Origin of the sequence: Methylomonas sp. TEB, assembly GCF_047777895.1 — a bacterium.
GTDB lineage: Bacteria > Pseudomonadota > Gammaproteobacteria > Methylococcales > Methylomonadaceae > Methylomonas.
On record NZ_CP180476.1, the window covers coordinates 3313985 to 3328059 of the forward strand.

At 49.1% G+C, this 14075-nt stretch carries 15 protein-coding genes; 9 read left to right on the forward strand and 6 right to left on the reverse strand.

The features are described from left to right. Positions 1–5 precede the first annotated feature (5 nt). The 4 genes from rlmN to ACMXD4_RS14830 form a co-directional block, all read right to left on the reverse strand. Positions 6–1067: a 23S rRNA (adenine(2503)-C(2))-methyltransferase RlmN gene (gene rlmN, locus ACMXD4_RS14815; RefSeq protein WP_319961414.1), complete on the reverse strand. Its 1062-nt coding sequence runs from the start codon at positions 1065–1067 to the stop codon at positions 6–8. 66 nt (positions 1068–1133) lie between these two features. Then, positions 1134–1829, reverse strand: coding sequence for a copper resistance protein B (locus ACMXD4_RS14820; protein WP_253734398.1), 696 nt, complete (start codon positions 1827–1829; stop codon positions 1134–1136). Beyond that, on the reverse strand, positions 1816–3516 hold the full coding sequence (locus tag ACMXD4_RS14825; protein ID WP_319961415.1) for a copper resistance system multicopper oxidase: 1701 nt from the start codon (positions 3514–3516) through the stop codon (positions 1816–1818). The genes ACMXD4_RS14820 and ACMXD4_RS14825 overlap by 14 nt, the downstream gene beginning before the upstream one ends. Positions 3517–3677: 161 nt before the next feature. After that, complete coding sequence (locus tag ACMXD4_RS14830) at positions 3678–4085, reverse strand: DUF2750 domain-containing protein (protein WP_225587397.1); 408 nt, start codon at positions 4083–4085, stop codon at positions 3678–3680. A 254-nt stretch (positions 4086–4339) separates the two neighbouring features. Between ACMXD4_RS14830 and ACMXD4_RS14835 the strand changes: the two genes are divergently transcribed. Further along, positions 4340–4603 (forward strand): RNA recognition motif domain-containing protein, encoded by a 264-nt coding sequence (locus ACMXD4_RS14835; RefSeq protein ID WP_033156691.1) that lies wholly within the window; start codon positions 4340–4342, stop codon positions 4601–4603. Beyond that, the gene (locus tag ACMXD4_RS14840; protein ID WP_171694861.1) at positions 4596–4829 is read left to right on the forward strand and encodes a VF530 family DNA-binding protein; all 234 of its coding nucleotides are present in this window, start codon (positions 4596–4598) and stop codon (positions 4827–4829) included. Before ACMXD4_RS14835 ends, ACMXD4_RS14840 begins: the two co-directional genes overlap by 8 nt. A gap of 217 nt (positions 4830–5046) precedes the next feature. On the opposite strand, the gene ACMXD4_RS14845 is transcribed toward ACMXD4_RS14840, so the two are convergent. Both ACMXD4_RS14845 and ACMXD4_RS14850 read right to left on the reverse strand, forming a co-directional pair. Further along, positions 5047–5856 carry a hypothetical protein gene (locus ACMXD4_RS14845; RefSeq protein WP_415878608.1) on the reverse strand — a complete coding sequence of 270 codons (810 nt, stop codon included), beginning with the start codon at positions 5854–5856 and terminating at the stop codon, positions 5047–5049. Positions 5857–6152: 296 nt separating this feature from the next. After that, positions 6153–7055 carry a MerR family transcriptional regulator gene (locus ACMXD4_RS14850; RefSeq protein WP_101051880.1) on the reverse strand — a complete coding sequence of 301 codons (903 nt, stop codon included), beginning with the start codon at positions 7053–7055 and terminating at the stop codon, positions 6153–6155. A 91-nt stretch (positions 7056–7146) separates the two neighbouring features. Between ACMXD4_RS14850 and ACMXD4_RS14855 the strand changes: the two genes are divergently transcribed. The 7 genes from ACMXD4_RS14855 to ACMXD4_RS14885 all read left to right on the forward strand — a co-directional run bounded on the left by ACMXD4_RS14855 (position 7147) and on the right by ACMXD4_RS14885 (position 14046). Beyond that, positions 7147–8406, forward strand: coding sequence for an RNA polymerase sigma factor RpoD/SigA (locus ACMXD4_RS14855; RefSeq protein WP_171694859.1), 1260 nt, complete (start codon positions 7147–7149; stop codon positions 8404–8406). A gap of 50 nt (positions 8407–8456) precedes the next feature. After that, on the forward strand, positions 8457–9620 hold the full coding sequence (hflK, locus tag ACMXD4_RS14860) for an FtsH protease activity modulator HflK (protein WP_415878609.1): 1164 nt from the start codon (positions 8457–8459) through the stop codon (positions 9618–9620). After that, positions 9617–10483: a protease modulator HflC gene (hflC, locus tag ACMXD4_RS14865; RefSeq protein ID WP_033156700.1), complete on the forward strand. Its 867-nt coding sequence runs from the start codon at positions 9617–9619 to the stop codon at positions 10481–10483. Before hflK ends, hflC begins: the two co-directional genes overlap by 4 nt. A gap of 17 nt (positions 10484–10500) precedes the next feature. Continuing rightward, the gene (gene ftsH, locus ACMXD4_RS14870; RefSeq protein WP_033156701.1) at positions 10501–12405 is read left to right on the forward strand and encodes an ATP-dependent zinc metalloprotease FtsH; all 1905 of its coding nucleotides are present in this window, start codon (positions 10501–10503) and stop codon (positions 12403–12405) included. Between the two features lie 68 nt (positions 12406–12473). Next, a complete protein-coding gene (locus ACMXD4_RS14875) occupies positions 12474–12893 on the forward strand; it encodes a hypothetical protein (RefSeq protein WP_240617960.1) in 420 nt (139 codons plus the stop codon). Positions 12894–13062: 169 nt separating this feature from the next. After that, positions 13063–13548 carry an SRPBCC family protein gene (locus ACMXD4_RS14880; RefSeq protein ID WP_415878610.1) on the forward strand — a complete coding sequence of 162 codons (486 nt, stop codon included), beginning with the start codon at positions 13063–13065 and terminating at the stop codon, positions 13546–13548. Between the two features lie 42 nt (positions 13549–13590). Continuing rightward, complete coding sequence (locus ACMXD4_RS14885; RefSeq protein ID WP_101051876.1) at positions 13591–14046, forward strand: PAS domain-containing protein; 456 nt, start codon at positions 13591–13593, stop codon at positions 14044–14046. Positions 14047–14075: the final 29 nt, after the last annotated feature.

The window sequence follows — 14075 nt, forward strand, 5'->3', positions numbered from 1 at the left end:
AGTTTTTAATTTTTAGAATTGAGTTGTCCGCATGCCGCTAATACATCATCACCTTTAGTGCCTCTTATTAAGGTCGGGATTCTAAAGGTATCTAAAATTGCCTTAAAATTTTCGACTTCAATCAGATCAGGACTCTCGTAACGTGAGCCAGGGAAAGCATTAAATGGAATTAAATTTATATAAGCCCTTTTGCCTTGCAGTAACGCGCCCAATTTTTTAGCATCATCCGCAGTATCGTTTAAACCTTTTATCAGGATATACTCATAAGTAATAAATTGTTTCTTTTGCAAAGGTATGGCGTCAATATAATTTAATACTTCAGCGAGCGGATATTTTTTATTAATCGGAATAAGTTCATTCCTTTTTTCAGTGAACGGTGAATGCAGCGATAAGGCCAAGTTCACGCCGGGCACTTCCTGGAGCCATCTTTTCAGTCCGGGAATATAACCGGCCGTTGAAATCGTAATCTTTTGCACGCCAATTGACGTACCACGTTGCGATAAAAAAATTTCACAGGCTTTTTTAACGGCGTCAAAGTTATGTAAAGGTTCGCCTTGCCCCATAAAAACAATATTTAAAATCCGCTCTTCTCCTGGCCTGTTGCTTGCCAACCAACGCCAAGCCTGCAGAAATTGTCCAACCATTTCACTGGTAGTCAAATTCCGCTTAAGCCCTTGTTCTCCGGTAAAACAAAAAGAGCAATTCATGGCGCAGCCAACCTGCGAGGACAGACAAATAGAATATTTGTTGTTAAACGGAATAAGGACAGTTTCGACTTTGTGCTGGTCCTTGAGCTTAAACAGAAATTTTACTGTTCGATCTTTTGACGACTCTTGCACGGTATCGATTTCCGGCAAGGAAAAATCGAAATGTTTTTCAAAAAAAGCCAATGAGGATTTTGAAATATTATCTCGGCATTGCATGCTTTCTTTTTTCTTATAATGCCAATTAAATAGAATACCTGCTACCGATTGATTTAAATCATTCTGCTTTATAACGGCTTCTAAATCAGCATAATTTAAATCGTAAAAAGATTGTTTCAAAACTTCTCCTGGCAATGCCGACATTTTACCTATCCCTGCAGGCTTGAAAATTGGGTATTATTTTCCGAATCTACGCAGATCCGCAATGCCTCAATACCACACCCGCACCCCGACGACACCTCGTAGACTGTGTTGGTGCTCGCGGAGTGATTCTTCCTCGACATAGTCCATACCCACATAAGGCGCAAATTCGCGTGCGATCTCGTAACGCAAGCGAAAGCCGGCTTCAAACTCGGTAATGCCAGCTTTAACGCCGCGATTTTTTATATCTTCGGCCGCTACATTCACTTCCACCCGCGGTTGCAGAATCAGGCGTTGGGTCAAGAGCATTTCGTAACCCAGCGTCAATCGCCCCAGCACGTTGCCTTTCTCGTTAATGAACATCGCACTGTCCACTTCGATAAAATACGGCGCCAGCCCTTGAAAGCCGATCACCGCATCAAACGTGCGCTCCGGTTCTATCGCCCGCCGCGCACCGATTTGAAAGTCCCAAAACGTATCAATATTTCGGCTATACAGCACTTGCAAGTCGGCGCGGCCAAAGATGTTTTGATCGGCGGAATAATCGCCTTCTGATTTCAACCACAGTTTATTTTCGTCGGTGCCGGTCCAGTTTTGCACGTCCCATTTGAACAGATGCAAGTCTTGATTACCTTCGTATTCCAATCTGTCGGCCTTGAAATGATTAAAAATCATCGAGCTATCGTGCGCAGTAGCAACGGAACAGAATAAGGCCAAGCAAAGCCAGGCATTGCGAGCACTGAACAGGGCTTTAACGATGTTCATGCTCAGCCCTTTCCACGATCAATTTACGAAACATGCCGGTATCCATGTGATACAGCAGATGACAGTGAAAGGCCCACTCGCCTTCCGCATCTGCCGGCACATCGACGCTCACCGTCTGACCGGGCTTGACGTTGATCACATGTTTTTTCGGGTTGTACATGCCATTCCCATTGTCCAGGTACTGCCACAGGCCGTGGATATGGATGGGATGGTTCATCATGGTTTCGTTGACATAGGTAAAGCGAATCCGCTCGCCGAATTTGACCCGAATCGGCTCCGCATCCGCAAACTTGGTGTCGTCGAACGACCAGATATAGCGCTGCATATTGCCGGTTAGCCTGAGTTTGATTTCCCGATCCGGCGGCCCCATTAGCGCATGGTTGGGTTGCGCGGCGATTAACTGGCTATAGCTCAACGGTTTGGCGGTATCGCTGGCATCAGCCACTGGCATGACGTGGCCGGCATGTAGATTTGACTGCGCCTCGGCAGTGGCATGCTGATGGCCGCTGTGCTCCATCATGGTGGAATCTTGTGTAAGCGAGTGCTCTGCGTGCGAGTGCGCAACTTCCGCAGCGACCGCTGGTTCATCCGGCACTTCATGAGCAGAGTGGCCGGCATGCTCGCCACCCATGTCCGCCAAGGTCAACAAAGTCATGGGTCGCATTTTGGGCAGTTCAGCATGTAGATCCGCGCGTGGCGTCAGCGTCGCGCTGGCATAACCGCTACGATCCATCGCCTCGGCAAAAATACTGTAAGCCTGTTCGGTTTGCGGCTCCACCAACACATCGTAGGTTTCCGCGACCGCTATCCGAAACTCCTCCACATCAACCGGCTCGACGGGTTGCCCGTCGGCGGCAATCACCGTCATTTTCAGACCCGGCAAACGCACATCAAAATGGGTCATTGCCGAAGCATTGATAAAGCGCAAACGCACTGTTTCGCCAGGCTTGAACAGATAGTGCGGTTTCGCTTCCGCGGTTTGGCCATTGATCAAAAACCGGTAATTGGCGCCGGTCACGTCGGCCAGATCGGTAGGCTCCATACGCATTTCACCCCAGGCCAGCCGATCACTAACGGTCTCCCAAAAACCCAAGCGCTGAATATCGACGAAGAAATCGCCCACTGTGCGCTGCTGAAAATTGTAATAGTCGCTTTGCTTTTTTAAGCGGGCCATGGTCCGTTGCGGATCGGCACGCGGCCAGTCGGACAGCATGACCACATAATCGCGATCTACCGTTTGCTGCTCCTGTTGTGGGGCGATGATCAGCGCGCCGAACAAGCCCAGTTGCTCCTGCATACCCGAATGGCCGTGATACCAGTAGGTACCGTTTTGCTTGACCTTAAATTGATATGTAAAAGTCTGGCCCGGCTCAATACCGTCGAAACTGATGCCCGGCACGCCGTCCATTTGGTAAGGCAGAATGATGCCGTGCCAGTGTATTGAAGTGGATTCTTTGAGTAGATTAGTAACCTCTAAGGTCACGTCCTCGCCTTCCCGCCAATGCAAGGTGGGCGCCGGCAAGGCAGCGTCCGCCAGCACGGCCTGCTGGGTTTCGCCGATTAGATTGATCGATTTTTCCGAGATCGACAAACGATAAACATCGGCCTGGGTCCCGCTGGACACCAAGCTAGCCAGCAATAGCCAAGCCGCCGAATACCTAGCGCCGGAGAAATCCCAATAGTGCATAACACCTCTAAAGACCGATTAGCAGGTGTTTACTCTAACATTTTTAAAGGGATCGATACTTTACTGAACGCCAACGCGGGTTTTGCTGGTGACTAATTAGCGCGGCCGCAATATCGTTGCTCCCACGTGCCGCAAGCTCGGTCAGGCTCTGGATTACGGCGTTAATCGTCCAGCACAAAGTCGCGCGAATCGCGCATACCTTCCAGAAAATTAAACAAGCGTTGCGGACTGATCAGACAGCCGGCCGCCGCTTTTCGGGGCATGATTTCTACTAATACGCCCTGTGCGGTCAGCTTGTTCAAGATTTGGTACATGAAAAAATCCAGCGTTTCCGCCACGCCTATCATGTTTTCCCATTCGCCGACCGCCGCCTCGTCGGCGTAACGCCGGTACGGCCAGACCGGCAAGGTTTCGTGGCCGTCCACCACCCGCAAGATCCATTGCCGGCTTTCCTTCAAGCCCCAGACTTCGTCCATTTCGACGATGCGATACATAAAATATTCCAACAGATCTTCGTCGCTCATGGATTGAGCCGCATCATATTCTTCTTGGTAGGGTTCGTAGCGCATAGTAAAGATCCGGAAATGGAAAACCACTTTGCAGCAATAATCGCACCACGCTAATCGGCCACCATTTAGCCCGCCAAACTCGGCGAATTGTCGGGTTTGCGCACAAATAAGCCCTATCGCCGCGCGTTGACTAAGCGATTGATTGTCGCGTAAACGACAAAACCTCAAGCAATTGCCGCACAGGGCGTATTTAGCAAAAAGCCAAATCCGATAAGTTGTATAGTTGCGGGCCTTTAGCATAAACAAGTAAACCCATGAAATTACTGATACGCAATCTTCCCCGCACCACCACCGAAGCCGAATTGCGGGCCATGTTCGCGGCACACGGCAGCGTGCAGTCCTGTTCGCTGGTGATGGACAAAGACACCCACAGCTCGAAAGGCTTTGGATTTGTAGAGATGCCCAAAGCCGGCGAAGCCAAGGCCGCCATCAAAACCCTGAATGGTCTGGAAATGGACGGCAACCGGATTCGCGTGAAGAAGGCCGAAACCAACGCTGGCGAAGCTGCCGATGACTAAACCCGGCAAGCAAGATCCGTTGCATGGCATCACGCTGGAAACGCTGCTGACCCGTTTGGTAGAAAAATATGGCTGGGCGGAATTGGCCAGCCGCATCGACATCAACTGCTTTGCCAAAGACCCCAGTATTAGCTCCAGTCTGAAGTTTTTGCGTAAAACGCCGTGGGCGAGGCAAAAGGTTGAGTCGCTTTATTTGCAGAGTTCGTGGACAAAAACTCAAGATTAGCGCGCTATTGCGGATGCGGCCTTATTGGCCCAGGGCAACTAGACGTGCAAGTCTTTGTGGTTAAAAACGATTGCCGGCGACGCGACCATACTGATGGACCGGGAAACCTGGAAAGTATCCGGCTGTCTGCTGGTCAATGCCAGAACAATCAGAGCAACAATGGCAATGAGGATCAGACTAGGTTCATCATGACGAAACGCTCCGGCTGCTAAAAATGCTAACGCGGACTCTCGGCAACGCCATCATCGCGAATAGCAGTCTGTAAATCGATCATGCTCTGCTGACTCACCCGGATTACGCCCCGATACGGCCGGTCCAAATCCAGAATAATGAACACCATGACCACAATCAACCAGACCATGATGTAAGTGACGAACGATGTGCGATGTCCGGCCAGACCGTTGGTATAACCCACCAATGCTCCGCTCATGACAAAGGTGATGTACAACAGGGCCAGCACCAACTCGGGTACATGCCGCTTCACCTCGGCATCGCGTTTGCCAAAATTATCGATCAAATCGTTTAAGGCGGGGATAAACAAACCGGTGGTCACCGGATTGGGTGCCTGCTCATTCGCTTGCCGGGCGTAATCCCAAAGCTTCGCTTGCATGCGTCCGGCCTCCGCGATCAGCGCTTCCCTCTGCCCACGCTGAGTGAGATCGACAGTGCCGGTTCTTACCCGCAAATCCAGGTAGTTGCGTATTAAGCTGCTGACTTCTGCACTGACCGACTTCGGCAATAATTGCGCGCGCAAATAAGCCGTACCGATAGCATTGGCTTCGTCAACCACCGCCTCGCTGCGACTATCGTAGCGCTGTAAGGACAAGGAGAAGGTAAACCCCAGCAGCAATGCCAGAATGCCAAGTAAAGACCCGGAGATCGAATTGACATGGGCTTTGAAATTATCATCCACCTTAGGGTTAATTTTTAAACCCAAGCGATAACCCAGTTCGATAGTGAGCGCCATGGATAACAGCAACACACAGGCGATCAGTAAACTATCGATGTCGTAAGTAATCTCGTTCATGATTTTAATTGGCGAAAGCAACTGACAGGAAATTTGGGCAAACTTGCCGTGGCTTGATTATGGAGGACAGGTGAAAATTTGTCATTCCGGTATATGCCGGAAGCGCAAAGTCCTTCAGCTATTAATTCGGCCTTGTTTAACACGGGTACACCATTGGGGCTGAGTCTGTCGACGCCTGATCTGGCATGTCTTTCGACAAGGCTCTCCTTAGCGCAGCCGAAGGACTCAGAGATTAAGGCCCAAGCCAAGCTCGGTAAGCAGCCTCGCGAGTCCGCTGCCTGAGTTTAACCCATCATTCAGTTGGACAACTGCTGTTGCTGGGCCTTGGCGTTGAAATGATCAATATCGGTAATCAACTCGCAGTGGCTTAAATCATTTTGCAATTGCGTGTAATAAAAATAAGCGCCGCTGCCGCCCAACCATACTTGGGTGGGCTCACTGCTGACCGAATCTATGATCAGCTGTAATTCGTCAAGGGTCACTTGCTCCGGCGGAGTCTTGACCAAGCCCATGACTATGACGTCCGGCTTCAAATGCTGACAAGCCTCGATAATATCTTTGGCTGGCAGATCGGCACCCAAGTAGTAACAGTTGTATCCCTGGTTGGCGGCAATCAGGCAGCTCACCAATATGCCAAACTCGTGCGGATCGCCGCTCGGCGTGGCGAACAGCATGCCCGGATTGTTTTTCGAGTGGTGGTGCAAATTGTTCACCATGCTCAACACAATCCGCTTGATACAGCTGGAAAACATGTGTTCCTGGGCGATGTTCAACTTTCCGTCATGCCAAAGTTCGCCCACTGTTTGCAAGGCAGGCAACAAAATGTCTCTGGCGTAGTCCAAGGGCTCGGCGGCAATCAGAGCCTTCTTCAACAACTGTTCGCAGCGTTCGATTCTGTATTGTTTCAACGAGTCGATGATCTGCGCTAACAAAGGCGACTGTTCTTTCGCCGGTTGTACGCTGACTTGCTTCTGGAAGTCTTGTAGTTGCTGGTTGTCCAGGGTCGCCAGCTTACCGATGGGATGGCCCTTTCGGGTCAGATTGACCAATAGCGTCAATTTTTCCAAATCCTGTTGCGAATAGAAACGCCGCCCCGTGCTGTTCCGCGCCGGCATGATGCAGGCGTAGCGACGTTCCCAGGCTCTTAGTGTTTCCGCTGTTAATCCGGTTAAGGAGGTAATCGCTTTAATTGAGTACATTGTTCAACTTTTGTATAGAAAATACTTTGACAAACATTCTACATTCTAGTAAGTTATTTGCCAACAACTTAAATAACCAAGTGAATTGATTATGTCCAACTTAGCCGCATTGCCAATTGATAGCGAGATGGATTCGATAACAGAATCCCAACCCAACTCACTTGCCGTTCAAGTTGAACAGGCCAGGCAGAATCTGTTAGCGTTATTGCTTGAGAACAAGCAAACCAACGCTTTGATAATTAACAGGTTCTTGCATGATCTTGATTCGGGAGTGGACTCCTCGGATCTGATCTTAGCCAAGAACTCGGAAGACTATAAAAGGCTACTGCAATTACTGGTCAATACCGAGACAGCCAACAGATCCCATCAGCTTGCCTGGGGTGAGAATAACGGACAGGGCAAAGTTGTACAAGCCGAGAATGTTGTACAACTTATGGGTTCGGAGTTTGCCCAGCAATCCCTGATCGCCCGTTCGGTCAATCGCTTGTTGTACAGCCTGCACTTGTTACCGGTATTTTTGTTGGACAGTGCGGCGCAAGCAGAGAGCATATTGACCACGGACACCGAAGACGGCGCAGATTTCAAAAAACGCTTGGGCAAAGCCAAACGGGAATTAAGAAGCTTGCGCCAGGAAATGATCTCCGCCAACACCGGCTTGGTGGCGTTCGTGGCGCACAAGTACAAAACCAGTAACCTGAGCTTTGAAGATTTGATGCAGGAAGGCCTGGTCGGGCTCATTAAAGCAGTAGACAGATTCGATCCGGATCGCGGCATCTGCTTTTCCACTTACGCCATTTATTGGATCAGACAGGCCATATCCCGTCTGATTGTCAAACAAGAAAAAATTGTGCGACTTCCGGTGGCTTTGGCCGAAAAAGCCGCCACCGTATTCGAAGCTATGCGTAGTTGCTACCTTAGATATGAGCGCTGGCCGAGCATCGCAGAATTAAAACTGGCTTGCGATTTATCCGAGCAAGAGATTAAAACCATCAGCAGCTACTATCAAGCCACGCATTCTTTGGATGCGTCTATAGGAGATGATGACGATAACCTGGAATTGATGGCAAAAATGCAGCAGCATCAATTCAGTCTGCCACTCGATGAACTAATTGATCAGGATCTGGCTCAATATGTCGACAAAGCAGTTGCTTCGTTACCTGAAAAACAGGCGGCGATTTTAACCATGCGTTTCGGTCTGCGCGATCACACGGAAATGACCTTGCAGGCAGTAGCGGATCAGCTGCATGTTACTCGGGAGAGAGTTAGGCAAATTCAAAATGAAGCTTTAAAAAAACTGAAACAACAATTTGGCTTTGACCTTATGCTATTTCTCGAACCCAAGGACGGCTAACAATAACAATCATTGACCCAGGTCAGGCTAACACTACAAGAGGAGTGATTATGTCATCAGAAAAACAAAACACCAGTAAGCAAACGCCGCAGTCCGACTGGAAGTTGGAATTGGATAAGCAGTGGAAGCACGTCTCTACCAAAGCGGGCGACTTCTTCAACGATCATAAGAGTATGTTTTCGTTAACCAACATCGCCGCCGCCGTGGGTGGCACGTTGACCGTCGTCTGGCTGGCCAGCGGCGTTTACATCGTGGACCAAGGCAATCGAGGCGTGGTAAGCCGCTTTGGCGCTTACACGGAAACCACCCTACCCGGCCCACACTGGCATATTCCCGCGCCCATCGAAAGCGTCGCCAATGTCAACGTAGAGCAGCAACGGTTTATCGAAGTGGGCTACACCGACGCCAGCCGGGTGAACAAATCATCTGTGATTCCACAGGAATCGCTAATGCTGACCGCGGACGAAAACATCATTACCGTGCGTCTGGCTGTGCAGTATCAAATCAATAACGCCCGAGACTACTTGTTCAATGTCAAAAACAACGAAAACACGTTGAAACAACTGACTGAAAGCGTGGAGCGGGCGGTGATTGGCCGCAACAATATGGACTTCGTGTTAACCGAAGGCCGTAGCCAGATCGTCGCCGAGATCAAAGAACAAATCCAGGAAGCGATGGATGCTTACAAAGCCGGCATCAGCATCGCCAGTGTCAACTTGCAGGATGCACAACCACCCGAAGAAGTGCAAGGCGCCTTTGAAGACGCGATTCGGGCCAGGGAAGATAAACAACGCTTGATAAACGAAGCCGAAGCCTACAGCAACGAAGTAATTCCTAAAGCACGCGGCGCGGCATCACGGATTATTCAGGAAGCGGAAGCTTACGAAGCCGAGAAAGTCGCCAAAGCCAAAGGTGAAACCGAACGGTTCGATCAATTGCTGGTGGAATACGAAAAAAGCCCCGCCATCACCCGCAAGCGTTTGTACCTGGAAGCCAAAGAAAAGCTGTACAGCAGCACCAATAAAATCATGCTGAACGAAGACCAATCCAGCCCGATGATGTATATGCCCTTGCCGCAAACCATTACTCAACATGCGCAGCCCGCGGCCAGCCATACGGAACCGGAAGTTAGCGCAGAACCGCACAACGGCGACAAAAACGGCGTTCGCAAATCAACCGGCAACGAATTACGTCCTAGCAGGAGCAAACCATGAGCAGCAAAACCACCCAAGTTTTAATTCCGGCCGGTTTGACCCTGTGTGTACTGGCCTATATGTCGGTTTTTTACGTCAAAGAAAACGAAAAAGCCATTCTGTTTCGCCTCGGGGAAATGGTCACGTCCGACTACACTCCCGGGCTACATTTCAAGACCCCCATCATCAATAACGTCAGTACATTTGATGCGCGTGTGCTGACCTTGGATGCCAAATCCGAGCGTTTTCTTACCTCCGAGAAGAAGAACGTTATTGTTGACTCATTCGTCAAATGGCGAATCGGTGATGTGGGTCTCTTTTACACCACGGTCGGCGGCGACGAGTTTCAAGCCAATCTGCGCCTGGACCAAATCATGAAAGACGCCATGCGTAGCGAGTTCGGCGTGCGGACCATCAAGCAATTGATCTCCGAAGACCGAAACGAACTAAGGCAAACCTTACTGGCTAAATTAGCGCCGGCCGCCGAAAAGTTCGGCATTGAATTGATCGACATCCGCGTTAAACGCATCGATCTGCCGCCGGAAGTCAGCAGCTCGGTGTACCAACGGATGCGTGCCGAACGCGAGCGGGTCGCCAGAGAATTCCGTTCGCAAGGTGCCGAAAGCGCCGAACAAATCAGCGCGGAAGCCGATAAGCAAAAACACGTGATAGTTGCCAATGCCCAGCGCGATGCGGAAAGCATTCGCGGCCGCGGTGATGCGCAATCAGCGGAAATTTACGCGAAAAGCTACGGTAAAAACCCCGAGTTTTATGCGTTCTACCGTAGCTTGCAGGCATACCAAACCTCATTTGAAAAAACTCAGGATACTTTGGTGTTAAAACCAAACTCCGACTTTTTCAAATACTTCTCCAGCGAAAAGTAAGTTAGGAGACAGCTATCATGAAAAAAATGTTTATTTTTCTCTCCATCCTGATCGTAGCAGGGTTGGTGGTGTCGGCGGTGATGAACCGCAACATGCCGCAATACGATCCGCATTATGAAATTTCGTACTCCGACTTTATCGAAGACGTGCGTAACAAAGTGGTTACGGAAGTGGTGATAGACGGCAACTACGTTGACGGCCAACGCCAGAACGGTACGCGCTTTGCGACCTACAACCCCAACGACTCCAGAATGATTGACGAATTGCTGGAGTATGGCGTGAAAATCAAAGTCGAGAAGCCACAACAACCCTCCACTTTGATGAACATCCTCATTTCTTGGGCGCCTACCCTGCTGCTGATCATGGTGCTGGTGTATTTCATGCGTAAGCAGGCAGCGATGGGCGGCCGCGACGGCCAGATGGGTTTCGGTAAAAGCCGAGCCAAGTTGATGGCTGAAGACCAGATCAAGGTACGCTTCACCGACGTGGCCGGCGTGGAAGAAGCCAAGGAAGACGTCGTGGAAATGGTCGACTTCCTCAAAGATCCGGGCAAATACGAAGCATTAGGCGGCAAAATTCCGCGCGGCGTGCTGATGGTGGGCCCTCCGGGTACCGGTAAAACCTTGTTAGCCAGAGCGATTGCCGGCGAAGCAGGCGTGCCGTTCTTCTCCATCTCGGGTTCCGATTTCGTGGAAATGTTCGTCGGGGTCGGTGCTTCCAGGGTCAGAGACATGTTCGAACAAGCCAAAAAACGTGCACCTTGCATTATCTTCATTGACGAGATTGATGCAGTAGGCCGGCAACGTGGCGGCAGCGGTATCGGCGGCGGTAATGATGAACGCGAGCAAACGCTCAACCAGCTGCTGGTGGAAATGGACGGTTTCAGCGGCAACGAAGGCATTATCGTCATCGCCGCTACCAACCGCGCTGACGTACTTGACAAGGCTTTGTTGAGACCGGGCCGTTTCGACAGGCAAGTTCAAGTCGGTTTACCGGACATCAAAGGCCGAGAGCAAATTTTAAGAGTGCACGGTGCCAAAGTGCCTTTGGCGGAAGACGTCAACATCAACGATTTGGCCCGCGGCACGCCCGGCTTTTCCGGCGCGGAATTGGCTAACTTGATCAACGAAGGCGCTTTGTTCGCTGCGCGTAACAAAAAGCGTGTCGTGACCATGAACGATTTGGACAAAGCCCGCGACAAAATGATCATGGGTGTGGAAAAACGCACCATGGTCATGACCAAGGAAGACTTGTTGATGACCGCTTATCACGAAGCCGGCCATGCCATCGTCGGTCGCAATGTGCCTGAACATGATCCTGTCTACAAAGTCAGCATCATGCCGCGCGGCGGAGCTTTGGGTATCACGATGTTCCTGCCAGAGCGCGACCAATACAGTGCCTCCAAGGATAAGTTGGAAAGCCAGATCGCCAGTTTGTTCGGGGGCCGGGTAGCGGAAGCCTTGATTTACGGTAAAAACAAGGTCACCACCGGCGCTTCCAACGACATCATGCGGGCTACGCAATTAGCTAGAAACATGGTCACCAAGTGGGGATTATCAGACCGTTTAGGCCCGATGGATTACGGCGACAGCGAAGGCGGCTATATGGGCCCGCAGTCCAAACCAATGTCTGAAAAGATGGCCCAAACTATTGATGAAGAAGTTCGGGCGGTGATCGATGCTAACTACAACCGCGCCGAAGCTATTCTGAAAGAAAACATCGAAGTGTTGCACAACATGGCTCAAGCCTTAATGGATTGGGAAACCATCGATAAGTATCAGATTGACGAACTGTTACAAGGTAAAAAACTTGCACCACCGGAACCCGAAGTAGAAGAACCCAAATCGTTTGAAGAGATTGAAGACTCAATAAACGAAGAAACTGGTGGTCACCTGGATCAAGGACAAATATTGGCGTCCTAAAAGTCCTCCTCTATGTACCCTCCAAACGCTGTACTCCTGGAGGGTATCTTTTTTTCAGAGGTAGCAATATGCATACTCAATCGATAACCACAAAAACCATGAATTTCCTGCAATTGTTGTTGCAGATTAATTTTAATGTAGCTGTGATTTTATTATTGATCAGCGGTGCAGCCACCATATTCGGCAATACCCTGTTTTTTGAAGATAGCAGTGACTTGTACGGTCCATTGGCAAACAATATGCGGTTAATGATGTTTTATTTGTGCTTAATCCAAATCGCAGCGTACAGTTTTTATAAATTAAGCAACAGCCCGGAAGCATTGGCGGCGTTAGGGGTTTTTCTGCTGCTATTAATTGGCTCCCTGGAGTTTTACTGCTCGATTAATCAAATTGAAATAGACGAAAACTACCGGCAATTATTTATTTATTCGGGCTTATCGCACCTGCTTTATGGCGGCTGCGCGGCCATGCGCCACCAGCAAAACTAGAGATTGGTAATTTTCCGGTAGAAAGCGGGCTAGAATTAGACCTAAAAAGCCGAAGCGACTGACGGTGATTTAATTGCACAGATTTAAATACCGTTTTCTTATTGGCTTAACGTGTCCAGAAAAATAATAACAACGCTGAGCAGAAAGCTCCGCGAGGGGGGAACATCAAATGCACATCAAATTTCCGTTTGACTCACACAAGCCCATTGCCGGCGAGGCCTGCATCGATATAGACAAACCTGTTGACGATGTTTTTCATTATGTTGGTGAAAATTTTTTTGAAAACTATCCGAAATGGGCTGTGGAAGTAGTTGATTTTGAACCGCTCGACGGCAAGAAAGTATTCATCGGCGCCAAGGCCAAGCAAATTCGTAACGACAACAACGGCGAAATAGAATCTGTTTTTGAAATTACTGAATATCAACCCAAATCCAAGCTGATCTTTCAAGGATTGACCCAACCTTACAAGCACAGCTATCTGCTCGAAGCCATTCAAGAAGATCGCCGACCTACCCGCTTGACGTTTCGTTTTGAGTTCTTGGAGTTGGAGGTATTTATGCGGCCTTTTGAAAAATTAATTCGTTGCGCGATCGAAGACGGTGCGGAAAACACCGTCGAAAACATCAGGAATTTAATATTAGTAGAATGCAACTAGCATTTACAAACTCATAATTATTATAAAACCCGGAGTTTAACCATGGCTTTTATTGTTGAAAAAGATAGCGGACTGATTCCGCAAGTACTTTCCGCTATTTTGGACGAATGCGTCAACGGCGTCACGCTAGCCGACCCTGACATTGAAGACGCGCCGATTATCTATGCCAATAAGGCATTTGAACGTTTAACCGGATACAGTCATGACGAGATCATCGGCCACAACTGCCGGTTTTTACAAGGTGAAGACAGAGAGCAAGATGCGCGTTTTAAAATTGTGGAAGCCATGAAAAACCACGAAACAGTGGAAGTCACCTTAAGAAACTATAAAAAAGACGGCACTTTATTCCACAATCATTTGAAAATAACCCCGCTATTGGATAAGAAAAATAGAGTCATTTATTATTTAGGCGTGCAATACGACATTACCCAACAAATAAATGCCAATAACGAAATAAAGGAATTGACAAACTTATTAAACGCTATTCAAGGAAATTAAAAAACCGTTCGATAAATAGCTCATTATTG